Origin of the sequence: Pseudomonas sp. NFACC43 (assembly GCF_900119645.1) — a bacterium.
Classification (GTDB): Bacteria; Pseudomonadota; Gammaproteobacteria; order Pseudomonadales; family Pseudomonadaceae; genus Aquipseudomonas.
Genome location: NZ_FPKK01000013.1, coordinates 135,251 through 150,528 on the forward strand (window position 1 = coordinate 135,251; position 15,278 = coordinate 150,528).

A 15,278-nucleotide genomic window follows, 5' to 3' on the forward strand; every position below is an offset into this window, starting at 1 on the left:
TGGGGGCTTTGTTTGGGGCCGAACGTTATTGCGCGATGGTCTTCACCGACACGCCGCGTTCGATCGGGGTGGAGCGACCGTAGATGTCTTCGAAGCGTTCGATGTCGTCTTCGCCCAGGTAGCTGCCGGACTGCACCTCGATGATTTCCAGCGGGATCTTGCCCGGGTTGCGCAGACGATGGACGGATGCGATCGGGATGTAGGTCGACTGGTTTTCACACAGCAGGAACACGTTCTCGTCGCAGGTGACCTCGGCGGTGCCGCTGACCACGATCCAGTGTTCGGCGCGGTGGTGGTGCATCTGCAGCGACAGGCACGCGCCCGGCTTGACCGAGATGTGCTTGACCTGGAAACGACCGCCCATGTCCACCGAGTCGTAGGAGCCCCACGGACGGTAGACCTCGCAGTGGTTCTGGGTTTCGCTGCGGCCCTGGGCGTTGAGGGTGTTGACCAGCTGTTTCACGCCTTGGACCTTGTCCTTGTGGGCGATCATCATGGCGTCCTTGGTTTCCACCACCACGATGTTCTCCAGGCCGATCACCGACACCAGCTTGCCGTTGCCGTGGATCATGCAGTTGCGGCTGTCCTGGATCACTACGTCGCCCTTGGTGACGTTGCCGTTGGCGTCTTTTTCGTTGACTTCCCACAGCGACGCCCAGCAGCCGACATCGCTCCAGCCCGCCGCCAGTGGCACCACGCAGGCCCGCTGGGTCTTTTCCATCACCGCGTAGTCGATGGAGTTGTCCGGGCAGCAAGCGAAGGTGGCTTCGTCGAAGGTGATGGTGTCCGCTGTCTGTTCGCTGCGCTCCAGAGTCAGCAGGCAGGTGTCATAGATGTCCGGATCGTGCTTCTTCAATTCTTCGAGGAAGCGGCTGGCGCGGAACAGGAACATGCCGCTGTTCCAGAAATAGCCACCGGCTTCGAGGAATTCGGTGGCGCGCTTGGCGTCGGGTTTCTCGACGAAGTGCGAAACGCGGCTCACACCCTCGGGCAGCAGCGCATCGTTGGTCGACTTGATGTAGCCGTAGCCGGTCTCCGGCTTGGTCGGCGGGATGCCGAACAGCACCATCTCGCCGCGCTCGGCGGCCACGGTGGCCAGGGCCAGGGCGCGTTGCAGGGCTTTCTGGTCTTCGATCACGTGGTCGGCCGGCAGCACCAGCATCAACTCGTCGCGACCTTCATTGACCAGCATCATCGCCGTCAGGGCCACGGCCGGTGCGGTATTGCGTCCGAACGGTTCCATCAGGATGCGCTGGGCTTCCAGTTTGCGGTTGGCCAACTGCTCGTTGACGATGAACCGGTGGTCTTTGTTGCAGACCACGATCGGCGTGTCCATGCCTTCGAACACCAGGCGTTCGAGGGTCTGCTGGAACAGGGTGTTTTCCCCGGTCAGGGCCAGGAATTGTTTTGGGAATTGCTTGCGCGAAAGCGGCCAAAGACGTGAGCCGCTACCACCTGACAAGATCACCGGAATCATGTGTGTTACTCCTTGAAGCGAAATGGTTATAGAGCTACTGCGTTCTGTCGTTTCACTCTCTTGTTGTTGTTCCTTGCCCGAATGACAGCTGTGCTCAGTGTGGGAGCGAGCTTGCTCGCGATGGCGGTGTATCGATCGACATCCATGTTGAATGTCAGATAGCTATCGCGAGCACGCTCGCTCCCACAGGGCACAGCGTCAGTCAGGAAAACTCATCAGCGGGTCGACACGGGGCGCTTGACCCACACTGGCGACAGGCTGCTGCCCGAGCCGGTGACGTACAGCACCGCGGCTTCACCGCGCTCCAGGGCTACGGGTTTCAGATCGCCGACTTTCTTGTCGCCCTCGAACAGCGCCAGGCTGACTTTGACCGGATTGATTTCACGCTCGCCGCGGCCTTTGGCCGCCACGTTCGGAACCACTTCGGTCTTGCCGTCGGCGGTCTTGAGGGTCAGTGCCTTGTCGCTCAGGTTCTGCACGCGAACCAGGGACTTCTGCTTGTTCTTGAACGGTGGTTCTTCGATCAGTTGTGGTTGGCCGCTGGCGTTGTTGACCAGGGTGTAATAGTGATCGGGAGCCAGTTTCACCGGTACGGTCTGGCTGCCGACCTTGGCGCTGTAGTCGCCGCCGGGCATGAAGCTGAAATCGCTGCTGGCCAGGGGGGCGACATCGCTCAGGTTGGTGCTGCCGACGGTGGCGCTGACTTCGGCGTTGCTGGCGTTGTAGAGGCGCACGAAGCTCGAGCCTTTTGGCGCGACCGGGCCGTACAGGGCCGAGTCACCGGCGAAGGCGGAAAAGGACAGGGCGCTCAGGCTGGCAGCGAGGGCAACGGCCTTGAAGGAGCGAGCAGCGAGACGGCGATGAGTTGTGGTGAAAGTCATGGTGGACCTCTCTTTCAGTTTTGCGCCCGGTCGGGCGTCTCGGATGGGGTGTTGGCGGCTACGTTCTGTTGGCGCGCACCGGCTTGTTTGAGCTCTGCGACCCACTGTGGGTCGGCGTCGCCGATTTCGTTGTTCACGGGCAGATAACGTTCAGGGAACTCCCAGATCAGCACCTGGGGCGGGCTGTTCTTGAAGGCGTCGCTCTTGAGGTAGCTGAGCATTGGCAGAATCGGGCCATGGCCGTCTTCGGCGTAGTTCACGACGTCGCTGTGCAGGGCCTGCTTGAGCGCACCGACGAAGTTCCAGTTGGGGTTGGCGCTGTAGCTGGTGCCGATCAGGGCCACGGGCACCTGGGCGTCGGCGAACAGGGCGTCGCCTTCGGCCGGCTGGTCGTCGGCTTCGCGGGTATTGCGCTTGACCAGCGGCTCCTGGGCCGGCATCAGCTCTTCGAACAGCGGATCCAGGGGCAGGAACTGACGCAGGTCGCCCTTGTGGGTGATCTTTTCCACAGGCTCGGTGACGAAGCGCTGCGGTTCACCGTTGAGCGGAGCGCGCTCGGCAATGGCCTTGGCCAGGTTCTCGGCGGCCACCTGGGCACCTTCCGGCGTCCAGTGGGTGTCGGTGCGCAGGAACACTTGCTGGCCGCTTTGCTTGGCCTGTTGCAACGGGCCGAGCAGGTCGGGGGCGATGATCTTGTCCGCCGCCACGCGAGCATGGAAATCCTGGTAGAGGTTGGCGTGGATGCTGGATGGCTTCACTTCACCCAGGTGCTCGGGGTACAGCCGCGCCTTGGCCGGCACGATCGCCATCACCAGGGTGATGCCTTGCTCCTTGAGCTTCTGGCGCACGCCCTCGATCAACGCGTAGTTGCCTTGCAGGTTCAGCTCTTCGTTGACGATCGGGTTGAACTCTTCATCGCTGTACAGCCACTGGTCACGGCCCAGGACCACGCCCTTGCGGCCTTCGTTGAACAGCTTGTAGTCCAGCGCCGCCCAGATGTTGGTGCCCAGGCGCTTGATGGGAAACTCGTCGTCGTAGTGGGTTTCCACGGCCTTGGCCCAGCGCCCGTTGAGCACCGTGGCATCGGGGTTGGTGCTGAAGCCGAAGAAACTGCGCATCGACCACAGGCCCAGCACCACCAGGGTCAGCAGAAACAGTGCGATGTAAAAGATGCGTAATGAGCGGGTCATGTTCAGATCCCTCAGAACTGGAAGTAAAGGAACGGCGAGAAGCTTTGCGCCGAGAGTTTGAGAATCGAGGCGATGAACAGCAGCAGCACCAGGGCGCGCATCACATAGCGTGGCCAGTCGGCGACCCAGTAGGCTGGTTGCACCTGGGCTTCGACACCCACGGTGTAGCCCGGTTCATGGATGTTCGACGGGTTGTCGCCCGGAACGGCCTTGATCAGGCCCGGTTGCGCGGTGGCCGGACCATCGGCCTCGGTGTTGACCTCGGGCTTGGTCTTGACTGGAGGACGGTTGGTGTAGAAGTCCCGCAGGCCGAAGAAGGCGAGGGTGACGTAGGCCACCACCAGCGTGGCGATCTGCAGGCCGGTGAGGTTGGCGCGGGTCAGTTCCGACAGCGACCAGTCGCCGAAGCTGAACATGGCGCCGTACATGCGACCGGCCACGTGCAGGTTCTCGGCACGGAAGATCACCCAGCCCATGACCACCAGCAGGAAGGTCAGTGCCCAGCGGATCGGGTTGATGGTGCGCGGCGTGGTGTTGATGCCCACGGCCTTCTCGATGGCCAGCCAGATACCGTGCCAGGCGCCCCAGATCACGTAGGTGATGTTCGCACCGTGCCACAGACCGCCGAGCAGCATGGTCAGGAACAGGTTGCGATAGGTCATCAGCGTGCCTTTGCGGTTACCGCCCAGGGTGATGTAGAGGTAGTCACGCAGCCAGGTGGACAGGCTGATGTGCCAGCGCCGCCAGAACTCGGTGATGGACTGGCTGATGTAGGGTTGCTTGAAGTTTTCCATGAAGCGGAAACCCATCATCAGGCCCAGGCCGATGGCCATGTCGCTGTAGCCGGAGAAGTCGAAGTACAGCTGCGCGGTGTAGGCCAGGGCGCCGAGCCAGGCGTCACCCGTGGTGGGGTTCTGCAGGGCGAAGCAATGGTCGGCCACCACCGCCAGGGTGTCGGCGATGAACACTTTCTTGATGAAGCCCTGCATGAAGCGCGTGCAGCCTTCGGAGAACTTGTCCAGGGTGTGGGTGCGGTTGTTGAACTGATCGGCCAGGTCACGGAAACGCAGCACGGGGCCGGCGATCAGGTGGGGGAAGATCGCCACGAACGCCGCGAAGTCGATCAGGTTGCGGGTCGCCGGGGTATCGCCGCGATAGACGTCGATGATGTAGCTGATGGACTCGAAGATGTAGAACGAGATCCCGATCGGCAACAGCACGTGGGTCAGGATGAACGGATTGAGACCGAAGCTGGTGATGATGGCGTTGAGGCTGTCCACGCCGAAGTTGGCGTATTTGAAATAGCCGAGGATGGCCAGGTCCACGCCCACGCCAAGCAGCAGCCAGCGCTGGGCCGGTTTGGTGCGCACGCCCGCGGCGCCGACTTTAAGGCCGATCCAGTAGTTCCACAGGGTGACGCCGGCGAACAGCGCCAGGAAATCCACCCGCCACCAGGCATAGAACACATAGCTGGCGATCAGCAGCAGCAGGTTGCGATAGCGTTGCCCGCTCAGGTAGTACAAGCCGAGAAAGATCGGCAGGAACAGGAACAGGAACACGTTGGATGAAAATACCATCCCGATCTCTCCATGTTGAATCAACAGTCAAGGGCCAGAGCCCCCCCAAACCCCCCCATGAAAACCGGGGGGTTGATTACATTCGAAACAAACCACATTCCCTGTGGGAGCGAGCTTGCTCGCGATTGCGATCTGACATTCACTTTGGTGGCGACTGACATACCGTCATCGCGAGCAAGCTCGCTCCCACAGAATTCCCCGCCAGGCAGGGAGGGTGGGCTTAGCTTCCTTTCTCACCTTTATCCCGCGATGGGTCGTACACCTTGGTCAAGTCCCCGCCGAGGCGGAAGGTCTTGAACGGCTGCATTTCATGCTTGCGTTCCAGCACATCCTGCGAGCATGTGTAGAGGGAGCAGAACGGTTCGAGCCAGGCGAATTTCGAATCGATCTTGAGATCCTTCATGTCCTGTTCTTCGCCGTTCTTCTCTTCGAAGATGTCCGGGTCTTCCACACCGGCCAGTACCCGCTCGCCCAGACGCTTGAGGGCGGCATTGTTTTCCTGGCGCAGGTCCACGCCGTTGACCTGGGCAAAACTGGCGATCATCGCCAGGGGCGGCAGGGCATAGTTGTGGTACGACAGCGCCCGCTGCTTGCGCTTGAGTTCGTTGGGCAGGAAACCGTCGGCGTCCACCTGGTTGACGCCGACCTTGTATTCCTTGACGGCCCAGTCGAACAGGTCGCGACGGTTGGTCGCCACGGCCGTGGCCATCACCGACCAGGCTGCCCAGTAGGAGTGGTTGTTGGTCTTGTCCAGGGGCAGGTTGTCCCAGTCGCTGACCACCTGGTCGGCCATCTTGCTGAACCAGCCTTCGATCAGTTGCGCCTGTTCCTGGTGGTTGGCCAGTGGGCGCGACTCGGAGAACTTCAGGCGCACATAGGCCGAGGCCATGCTGCCCAAGGCCCATTTGCGCATGGACTTGCCGGTGTGGTTGAAGTCGGTGGACATCAACGCATCGGCCTTGGCCCATTCGGTCAGCCAGTTCAAGGTGCATTCCAGTTGCTCGGGGCGACCGTCGCGCATGAACTGCATCACCTGCTTGCTGATACCCCGTTCGATCCGGGTGATGTCGGCGGTGCTGTCACGGAAGGCTTTTTCCGATTGCACGTTCAAGGTCGCGCGGGCCTTGTCGGAGCCTTCGTACTTGCTGCGGAACTGCAGCGCGCCGGTATAGGGCGTTGGCGTTGCATCGCAGCCCTGGGCCGGGTCGCCGACCTTGACCTTCTCGATCGGTGCGAAGTAGCCCTGTGGCGGACGCAGCGGAGCCGCGGCCTGGGTGGCCCCGGCGAACATCGCCAGGGTCAGCAGGGACGGCGCCAGCAGCGCTTTCAACGTTCGGGGTCGCATGTTTCTGGTCATAAAGCGAGACCTCATTGTCCGATTTGAGCCGTTTGTTCGGCTTGCGGAGAGACATTGCGTTTGCAGACTTTCGCTTCGATTTGCTGTGGTGCCGCACCGGCTTCGGGGCCCTGGACTTCAACGGCCAGCAGGTTCTGCGAGGCCCAGTCCTCATCGGTGCGCAACTGGAAGGCGAAACGCCCGTCGGTTTCGGAGGTGTTCGGTTTCTCGATCTTGATGTCCTCGTGGCGCCCATTCATGTACCAGAGGGTGGCTTGCAACGTTTTCACCGAGGTGTCGGCGAAACGGATGTCGACCTGGTGGCTGCCGTTACGCAGATCCATGTTCTTGCTATTGACCATCAATTCGTTCTTGCCCGGCTTCAGGGCGGTCTTGCTGCTCATCAGCGCCGGCTTGCCTTCGCAACCGTTGTTGTCCAGCAACGCCATCATCTGGCGGTAGATGGTTTCCTGGTCCAGGCGATACAGCGGCGAGAATTCCCAGATCAGGATCTTGGGTGGGCTCTTCTGGAATTCCTCGCTGCCCAGGTACTGGATCATCGCGCCCTCGAAACCACCGCCGGGGAAGGCGACGTTGAGAATGTCGGCGCCGATGGCTTCTTCCAGGAAGCCGGCGAAGTTGTAGTTCTTGCCGCTGTGACTGGTACCCACGAGGGTGATCTGCGGGTTGCCGGAATCGCCGAACAGGTCGCCGTCGCCAGCTTCGCCCTTGGGCTCGGTGGTGAACTGGTCCATGTACTGGATCGCATAGCTGGTGCCGCACAGCTGGCCGGCCATGTTGTGCAGGGTGCCGGTCTTGCCCATGCGGCCGGACTTCTTGGTCTCGAACTCACGCTTGGGAATGTCGGCGAAGGCCGGGATCTGCTTGACCTTCTCGGCGACGATCTTCGCCGTGCGCTGGGCGCCGTAGGGTGTCCAGTGCTGGTCGCCACGGAAGTAGAAATCGTGGGCCGGCAGGGTCTCGGGGAGGTTTTCGTTGGTCAGCGGAGACAGGTCCGGTACCACGTAGCCCATCTGCGCGAAGCGACCGAGCATGGCCTTGTAGTTGGTCAGGGCCTTTTCATAGTCGAAGCTGGCCTTTTCCTGTGGGTTGAGCTTGTTGCGGTTCACCAGGCCCCGGGTGGGCTGATAGACAATCACCAGTTCGACGCCTTTCTTCTTGAAGGCATCGTGCAGCATCTGCATGCGCTTGTAGCCGGCCGGGGTAGTGTCGAACTCGGTACGCAGGTCTTCCCGGGTACGGAACAGCCAGTCGCCCTGGGCCTGTACCAGCGTGGTGAAGTTCTGCTGATAGCGCGTGGTGTAGTTCTTTTCGTCGTGTGCCGCAGGGCACAGGCTGCAGCAAGGTTCGGCAGTAAAGGTCGGCGCCTTGATTTCGTCGGCGCGCGCGCCGCTGGTGGCGGCGAGAATGCCGGCGGTCAGGGCGGACAGGCCCAGGAGTTTGATCATCTGTGGGTTCATAAAGGTCATCCTCAATCCCGCATTTCGGTCTGGCGTTCGACGGGGTCGATCAGCACGGCTTTCTGCTGGCGCACCAGCAGGTCGAGAATTTCGTCCTGGCGCTCGCCCAGGATTCCCGTGAAGCTGATGCCGCTGGATTTGGTCGGCGCGAGCATGGACACGCGGTACAGCTCGACGCTCAGCGGCGAGTCGATGGACAGCGGGCCACTGCCATTGGCGGCCAGTTCGCCGCCGACCACGATCAGGGAAACCTGGGCGTCGAACGGGTCGAGCTTGATGTCACGGTCGGTATCGGACAGGTCCTTGATGTGACCGTAGATACCGGTCAGGCCGTTGGCCATGGACACGTTTTCGTAGAGGCGAATGTTCACGCTGTTACGAATGCGGATGCCGTGGCGCTGGTTGCTGATCACTTTGTTGTCCCACAACAGGTTGTCACCACTCTCATAAAGCGTGATGCCGTCGGTGTGGTTCTTGTAGATCTCGTTGTAGGCGATGATGTTGTTGACGCTGTTACGGTCGATCACCAGGCCCGAGAGTTTGTTGTCGTAGCTGCGGTTGTTGAAGATGAAGCTGTCGTTGACCTCACGGGAAATGATGATCCCGTGCTTCTTCTTCGTCCCGTAGACGGTGTTGTCGGCAATGATCAACCGATGGGACCGGTCGTGGGGGTCGATACCGTAGACGATGTTGTCCTTGTAGGTGTTGCCCTTGATGACGAAGTCGCGGGTCTCGTAGCAGTAGAAGCCGTACCACATGTCCGAGAACTCGGAACCGATGATCCAGCCGGTCGGTTCCGGGCGCTTGAGGACCTTGGCCATGTTCGGCGTGTACTGGGAGATACTCACCCCGTACGACTTACTGTTGGCGTAGCCGAAGCTGGCCATCTTCGAGTTGACGATGTAGGTCTCGGTACCGCCCCAGGCCAGCAGGAACGGACGGAATTCGTTGGCCGAACGGAAAGTGGCGGGGCCGTTTTCCTTTTCGCGCCAGCCGGTGACCTTGGTGTCGTGGATGAACATCTGGCCATCGTTCACCAGGAACGAGCCGCCTTCCTGGGACAGGCGCAGCTCCTGGGTCTGCTTGTCGATTTCCAGGATGCCTTTCTGGCCGACCACGATCGGGATCCTCGCCAGGAAGACGCCTGGCGAGGTCTCGATGATGTATTTGGGCGCCTTCCTGGCCACGTCCTTGAGGTTCATGTAGCCATCGTCGATGAAGATGGCCTGGGGAATACCGTGCTGGCGCACGACCCACTCGGCCATCTTGTTGTCACCGCCGATGAAGTCCTTCAGGGCGTTTTCCTGCATCATCCGGCGCACGCTGACCTTGCCGGGCTTGCTGCGCACGATCTTGGCCACGGCCGCTTCGGCGGTGAAGCCCTTGAGGTCGGGCAAGGTCGGCTTGGCCAGTTCCAGCGGGGCGGTCGGCGCACTGCTGACGGTGTAGGTCTTGGCCGCTTGCAGTTCCTTGGCCACGTTGCCCGGCTTGACCACCGGTTCAACGTTGGCGAACGCCGGCGAGCCGGCCAGCAGCATGGCTGCGACCAACAGGCTGATCGAACCTTTCATCGCCTGGCTGTTCCTTTGGTAGCGGTTCATATCGGGCACTCCCATGGCCGTTCGCATCAGAAGCGCCAGATCACGTCGACAAAGGCGCGATGCATGTACGAATCGACCTCTTTGCCGTAGGCGTCGCCTGGCTTGAACACGCCGCCACGAAAACGCACCAGCGCCGACGGCTCATCGATGGACTGGCTCAGCGCGGCCGGCAGCAGCCCTTGCTTGAAGTACTTGGTGACCACCAGATCGACTTCCTGGCCCAGGTCCTTGTCGCCGTCACGCAGCGGCAGGGTGGAGGTGGACAGGATGGCGCCGGTCACGTCGTCGGTGTTGTTCTGTACGGCGTTGATGCCGTTGCTGCCCACCGGCTTGTTGCCGTCCACGCGCCAGAACTTGTGGTACACCAGGCTGGCGTCGTATTCGTCGCGCAGCTGCCAGGAGCCGAACAGCGAGGCGCTCTGGGTGTTGCTCATCTCGCCACGGAACGCCTCGCCGAAACGATGGACCCGCGAACGAGTGCCGGTGAAGTTCGAGCGGTTGCTCTGCAGGCCATTCTGTTCATAGTCCTCGCTGGCGCGGGCATAGGCGGCACCGACTTGCCATTGCGGATCCAGGCGCAGGCGAATACCCAGGTCGGTGGCCCAGCCATCCACGTCGTCGCTGCGCTTGGCTTGCGCCGGACGGGTGCCGTCGGCGTTGAGCGGGTTGACGGTGTCGCGGTCGCCGGTCATGCCGGTGATGCTCGCCCAATAGTTGACGGTATTGGTGTTGCGCCAGTTATAGGCATCGCTGTTGGCTTCCAGGCCGAGCCAGGACAGGTCACCGTTCTCGGTCTTGTCCAGGACATCGGTGGGTTCGCCCGGGGTCGGGTAGTCGAGGCTGCCGTTGTCATGGGTGTGATGGGCGCGGATACCGGCCCACTGGCCTGGCATCCACTGGTAGCCCACGTCGCCGTAGACGTGCAGGCGATCCTTGTCCTTGGGCGACAGCTCCTTGAGGTCGGTGCGGTATTCGCTGAAACGTTCGGCCACGCCGAGGTTGGCCCGCAACAAGGTGGTGTCGAAGGTCCAGTTCAAGGCCTCGATGTTGGTGTCGCGCCACTGGCCGTCATCGTTGCGCAGGCGCTGGCGGCCGAACTTCAACTGCTCGCCCGGGTACGGGGTCAGGCCGCGATAGCCAATCCAGAATTCGCGCATGGCCAGGTAGCTCTTCTTGGCTTCGCGATCGCCGCTGTCGGTTTCCTGGGTGCTGCCATCGGACTGTTGCAAGGTGTCAGTCTCGATGATGTCGGAAGACGTCACGGCCTGGGCCATGGCGTAGGCGCTCCAGGCACCGCTTTCGCTTTCGCCGTAGACCCAGGGACGCAGGTCCAGGCCGACACCGTTGACGTCGCCACCGCTCTGGGTGCCGAGGTCACGGTCGTCTTCGGACTGGCCGGTGATCTTCACTTCCAGGCCGAAGTTCTTGGTGTCGGTCAGGGCCGCCAGGGTCGGGCAGGACCACAGCAGGGCGCAGGTCAGGCCAATTCCGGCCTGCACAAAAGGATTGAGCTTCAAAGGCTTCATAGAGGTTCCTCGCCGTTATCTTCTTTTAGGGCTTGCAGTTCCAGCGTATCGGGGCTCATGGCACCACGAATGGCCTGCTCTTGTTGTAGCAGGCGTTGCGCTTGGGCAAGCTGTTGCGGCGGTAATTGGGCTTCGAGGGTCTGGGCAAGCTCGGTGGCTTGCGGGGTGTTCTGGGCCTTGGCCAACTGGCTGAACACATAGGCGTTGACCGGGTTGGGCTTGGTGCCCTTGCCCTGGGAGAACAGCTGGGCAATGGCATAGTCAGCGCTGTTCTGGCCGTTACGGGCAGCCTTGAGCAAGTGGTCCAGGGCTTTTTGCGAGTAGACCTGGCCCAGGTAACCACGGCGATAGATCTGGCCGAGGTAGTAATCGGCGGCCACTTCGCGGCCGACGGCTTTCTGGAAATGTGCCTCGGCGACCTTGGCGTCGGCCGGTACCCACTTGCCTTCGTAGTAGAGTTTGCCCAACAGCAACTCGGCCCGAGGCTGGTCGGCGGCACGGCCGTTTTCCAGGTACTGCATCATCTTGTCGACGTCGCCCAGCTCGGGGAAATCGTAGAGCAACTGCGCCAGGCTGACCCAGGCGGCGGGGTAGCCGGGGGCGATGCCTTCGAGCAGCGACTGGGCTGTCTTCTCGTCGGTCTTGCCGAGGCTGGGATCGGCCAGCACGCGCGCGACGCTGTCCACGCGCTGGGCAGAAACCACGCCACGACTGTGGCCGGCCTGCATCTGCTTGAGCAACTCGGCCTGCTGTTCCGGCTGGCCGCGTTTCTGGTAGACCGTGGCCAGTTCGACGTAGCAGATGTCGGTGGTCGCCAACGCGGCCTTGCACACCTTCTCCACTTCAGCCAGGTGCTGGTCGTAGGTGCCCTGGGTGCGATAGAGCAGAATCTGCGCCAGGCCTGCCTCCGGATAACCGGCGTTGCGCCACTGGTCGATCTGCTGCTGGGCGTTGACGTTCGGGAAGCTGTGGGGGTATTGCAGGTACAGCATCGCCAGCGGGATCAGGGTGTTGCCCTCACCGTTGGCGAAGGCTTTCTTCAACAGGCCCTCGGCCTCGTGCTTTTCAGCCTCGGTGGAACCGGGCTTGGCCACCAGCAGGCGACCCAGGCGAGCCTGGGCCCGTGGCGAGATATCGGCGGCAGCGCGGTAGGTCGCCTCGGCCTTTTTCATCTGCTCGGGGTCGCGGCTGTCCACCTGGATATCGGCCAGGCCCACCTGGGCTTCGCTGTAGCCCAGGTCTGCCAGTTGCTGATAGTTCTGCTGCGCCAACGCCGTGTCGCCGCGCTTGAGGGCTTCGTTGGCCAGGCGCTGGTCGGGCAGGCCCGCGCAACCGGCCAGGCTCACGGCCAGTGCCAAGGCACACAGTGTCCCCACTTGGGAACGAGCTTGCGGCGTATCATCCTGACCGCATTGATCCTTTCGCGAGCGAGTCGGATTGCCGAACCGTCGCTCCCACAGACTCTGTGGGGTATTCAGGATTTCTATAATGGTCACGGGCATATCCTCGACTTAAAGACCGACGGCCATGGCTTTGTCGATCAGCCAGTTCAGGCTTGGGCCACGGTCGCTGTGGACTTCTACCGGACGACCGGCCAGGGAGCTGTCCAGCGGCTCGTCAGGCTTGATCATCACGCGGATATCCGAAGACAGGTCCGCGCTCTTCAGGCTGGTGCTGCTGACGATCTTGCCGGTGCGGGTGACGTCTTCGCCGGCAACCTGGAAGTTGACCGCGGTGCCTGGGCGTACGTCGCCGAACTGGCGATAGGAGAAGCGAGCTTCGACATTGGCCTCGGTGCCGCGCGGGACCAGTTGGAAGATGACGTCGCCCTTGCTTGCGTACTGGCCGTCGGCAACCAGTTGCTGGGATACGATGCAGTCGCAAGGGGAGGTGAGGGTACCGGTCATCTGCTTGCCGAACAGTTCCTCGACCTTGGCCGGTTGCAATTGGTTGTCGTCCAGGTGGCCCTTGAGGACGTCGAGCATGCTGGTGCTGAACGTCGCCAGTGGGGCGCCCTTGGCCGCCACGCCGTCGGCCTTGACCAGGCTCTGCACGGTGCCGTCGCGCGGCATGGTGATGGCCATGCCCGGTACGTTCACCAGGCCTGCCTGGGCATGGCTGACGAAATACATGCCGTACACCGACTTGAAGATGAAACCGAACGCCGCCAGGCCGACAACGAAGATGCCCAGGCTGAAGGTCACGGCCCGCAGGCGACCCAGGGCGCTCATGCCGCCGGTTTCGTCCTTCTGCTTGCGTGCCTTGGTGAAGTTGTCGCGCTGCAGCGTCGCCAGTACGTCGCCCACGCTGACGATGTCGCCTGCCAGGTGCGAAGTGATGATGTGACGCAGTGTCGAGATGTCCCGCGGTTCCAGGTTCTGGAACTGGCAACCGGTGCGGCCGGTCTGGCGGTCGTGGGAGCGGATCTGCAGCTCCACGTCCATCGCCAGGCCGAGGTTGTCGATCACGAACTGCAGGCGAGCCTTGTACGACTCGCCGACCTTGAGCGGCATCTGACCGGCGTTGAAGCACAGGCCGCCGGCGGACAGGTCCAGGACCTTGACTTCCATCGGCGTACGGTCGGGACCGAAGAAGCGCAGCTTGGCCGGGATTTTGACCCGGGCGTGTTGGCGCTGGGCTTCGGATTCATGCACTACGTTGACATTCACGGCGGTGTTCATAGAGGCGATTTCCTAGTTAATTCAGGCGAGTTCGGTCAGACCATCGTCAGCAGCACGGCGACAAAGATGCTGCCGGCGGAGAAGGTCATGGTCCGAGACGACCAGGTGTTGAACCAACGTTGAAAGCTGGCGAGATCACGGGTCAGTGAGGTGGGCTGGCGTGTCCAGGACTGTTGGTCGAGGCGGAAGAACACGTAGATCTTCACCAGCGCGCCGACGATCTGGTTGTAATAGAGAATCATCGGGTAGGCCGGGCCGATCCGGTGTCCGGAGCACGACAGCAACAGGGTCAGCAGCAGCCGCGTGATGCCGATCCACAGCAGATACACCAGGATGAAGGCGGTGCCGTACTTGAAGCTGGCGATCAGTGCCACGGTCAGGCCCAGCAGCGACGTCCACATCGACACACGCTGGTCGAGCAGCACCACGGAGGTGAACAGGCCCAGGCGCCGCATGCCCAGGCCCAGTGCCCGGGAGTTCTGCCGAAGGTTGTTGCCGTACCAGCGGAACATCAGCTTACGACTGGCCTTGATGAAGCTCTTTTCCGGCGGGTGCTCCACGGTGTTGATCGCCGCGTCCGGCACGTAGAAGGTGTCGTAGCCCAGGCGCATCAGGCTGAACCAGCTCGACTTGTCGTCCCCGGTCAGGAACTTGAAGCGACCCAGGCGCCAGTGTTGCAGCGAGTCGCTTTCCACGTCGGCGATGAAGTCCGGGTTGGTGACCACGGTGGCGCGGAACACCGACATGCGGCCGGTCATGGTCAACACACGCTTGGACAGGGCCATGGAGCACATGTTGATGTGGCGCTGGGCGAAACGCAGCTTGTGCCATTCGCTCATGATGTAGCCGCCGCGCACTTCGCAGAACTCGTTGGTAGTCAGGCCGCCGACGTTGCCGAACAGCTGGAACCACGGCACGGTCTTGCGCACGACGCCCTCGCCAAGCACGGTGTCGCCATCGATCACCGCAACCACGGCACGGTCGTCCGGCAAGTGGCGGGAGATGGCGCGGAAACCGTAGGCCAGGCCGTCACGCTTGCCGGTGCCGGGGATGCGCACGAAGTCCAGCTTGACCCGCTCCGGCGGGTTCATGCGGGCCCAGAGGCTCTTGACCAGCAACTCGTCGGACATTTCCACGATGGAGCAGACCACCGTGGTGGGCAGCCCGCACTCGATGGCTTCGCGAATCACCGAGCCGTACACCTGGGCCGTGGTCAGCGCGTCGATCCGGAAGCTGGTGACCATCAGGAACACATGCGACGGGTCGGCGGCCTTGCCCAGCTTGCGTACCTTGCGGCGCAGGTGTGGGTAGACGATGTACAGAAAGATCATGCCGCGTACGAAATGCGTCGCGCCCATGGAATAACGCCAGATGCCCACGGCGCCGATCAGGAAAATGAAGTCCTTGGATTCGGAGTCGAACGTAGACGTGGGCAGCGCCGTGGCGATGCCCATCAATAAACTCAAGTAAAACAGCCAACCGGCGGCCTGAAGCAGGCCGTGCTTTAGCCTGTGCATAATCTGCATCC

11 protein-coding genes are annotated in these 15,278 nt (G+C 62.0%); all 11 read right to left on the reverse strand.

Translation table 11 applies throughout. From position 1 onward, the window contains the following. Window positions 1-25: 25 nt before the first annotated feature. On the reverse strand, window positions 26-1,477 hold the full coding sequence (locus tag BT179_RS20990; RefSeq protein WP_072397050.1) for a mannose-1-phosphate guanylyltransferase/mannose-6-phosphate isomerase: 1,452 nt from the start codon (window positions 1,475-1,477) through the stop codon (window positions 26-28). 215 nt (window positions 1,478-1,692) lie between these two features. After that, complete coding sequence (locus BT179_RS20995; RefSeq protein ID WP_072397060.1) at window positions 1,693-2,358, reverse strand: alginate O-acetyltransferase AlgF; 666 nt, start codon at window positions 2,356-2,358, stop codon at window positions 1,693-1,695. A gap of 14 nt (window positions 2,359-2,372) precedes the next feature. Then, entirely contained in the window at window positions 2,373-3,548 is a 1,176-nt protein-coding gene (locus BT179_RS21000; RefSeq protein ID WP_072397062.1) for an alginate O-acetyltransferase, read from the reverse strand. Between the two features lie 11 nt (window positions 3,549-3,559). Then, complete coding sequence (locus BT179_RS21005; RefSeq protein ID WP_072397064.1) at window positions 3,560-5,125, reverse strand: MBOAT family O-acyltransferase; 1,566 nt, start codon at window positions 5,123-5,125, stop codon at window positions 3,560-3,562. Between the two features lie 220 nt (window positions 5,126-5,345). Continuing rightward, on the reverse strand, window positions 5,346-6,470 hold the full coding sequence (locus BT179_RS21010; protein ID WP_072397209.1) for a mannuronate-specific alginate lyase: 1,125 nt from the start codon (window positions 6,468-6,470) through the stop codon (window positions 5,346-5,348). Between the two features lie 23 nt (window positions 6,471-6,493). Next, a complete protein-coding gene (locus BT179_RS21015; protein ID WP_072397066.1) occupies window positions 6,494-7,942 on the reverse strand; it encodes an alginate O-acetyltransferase in 1,449 nt (482 codons plus the stop codon). A gap of 11 nt (window positions 7,943-7,953) precedes the next feature. Beyond that, a complete protein-coding gene (gene algG / locus BT179_RS21020) occupies window positions 7,954-9,543 on the reverse strand; it encodes a mannuronan 5-epimerase AlgG (protein ID WP_072397068.1) in 1,590 nt (529 codons plus the stop codon). Window positions 9,544-9,569: 26 nt separating this feature from the next. Further along, complete coding sequence (locus BT179_RS21025; RefSeq protein WP_072397211.1) at window positions 9,570-11,060, reverse strand: alginate export family protein; 1,491 nt, start codon at window positions 11,058-11,060, stop codon at window positions 9,570-9,572. 5 nt (window positions 11,061-11,065) lie between these two features. Next, window positions 11,066-12,571 (reverse strand): alginate biosynthesis TPR repeat lipoprotein AlgK, encoded by a 1,506-nt coding sequence (gene algK, locus BT179_RS21030; protein ID WP_072397070.1) that lies wholly within the window; start codon window positions 12,569-12,571, stop codon window positions 11,066-11,068. 9 nt (window positions 12,572-12,580) lie between these two features. Beyond that, the gene (locus BT179_RS21035) at window positions 12,581-13,750 is read right to left on the reverse strand and encodes an alginate biosynthesis protein Alg44 (protein WP_072397072.1); all 1,170 of its coding nucleotides are present in this window, start codon (window positions 13,748-13,750) and stop codon (window positions 12,581-12,583) included. 35 nt (window positions 13,751-13,785) lie between these two features. Next, window positions 13,786-15,267, reverse strand: coding sequence for a mannuronan synthase (gene alg8, locus BT179_RS21040; RefSeq protein ID WP_371128610.1), 1,482 nt, complete (start codon window positions 15,265-15,267; stop codon window positions 13,786-13,788). Window positions 15,268-15,278: the final 11 nt, after the last annotated feature.

Bases quoted from the DNA above. Each gene is read 5' to 3' on its own strand.
- BT179_RS20990 (WP_072397050.1), bottom strand. From the start codon at position 1,477: ATGATTCCGGTGATCTTGTCAGGTGGTAGCGGCTCACGTCTTTGGCCG.
- BT179_RS20995 (WP_072397060.1), bottom strand. From the start codon at position 2,358: ATGACTTTCACCACAACTCATCGCCGTCTCGCTGCTCGCTCCTTCAAG.
- BT179_RS21000 (WP_072397062.1), bottom strand. From the start codon at position 3,548: ATGACCCGCTCATTACGCATCTTTTACATCGCACTGTTTCTGCTGACC.
- BT179_RS21005 (WP_072397064.1), bottom strand. From the start codon at position 5,125: ATGGTATTTTCATCCAACGTGTTCCTGTTCCTGTTCCTGCCGATCTTT.
- BT179_RS21010 (WP_072397209.1), bottom strand. From the start codon at position 6,470: ATGCGACCCCGAACGTTGAAAGCGCTGCTGGCGCCGTCCCTGCTGACC.
- BT179_RS21015 (WP_072397066.1), bottom strand. From the start codon at position 7,942: ATGAACCCACAGATGATCAAACTCCTGGGCCTGTCCGCCCTGACCGCC.
- algG (WP_072397068.1), bottom strand. From the start codon at position 9,543: ATGAACCGCTACCAAAGGAACAGCCAGGCGATGAAAGGTTCGATCAGC.
- algK (WP_072397070.1), bottom strand. From the start codon at position 12,571: ATGCCCGTGACCATTATAGAAATCCTGAATACCCCACAGAGTCTGTGG.
- BT179_RS21035 (WP_072397072.1), bottom strand. From the start codon at position 13,750: ATGAACACCGCCGTGAATGTCAACGTAGTGCATGAATCCGAAGCCCAG.
- alg8 (WP_371128610.1), bottom strand. From the start codon at position 15,267: ATGCACAGGCTAAAGCACGGCCTGCTTCAGGCCGCCGGTTGGCTGTTT.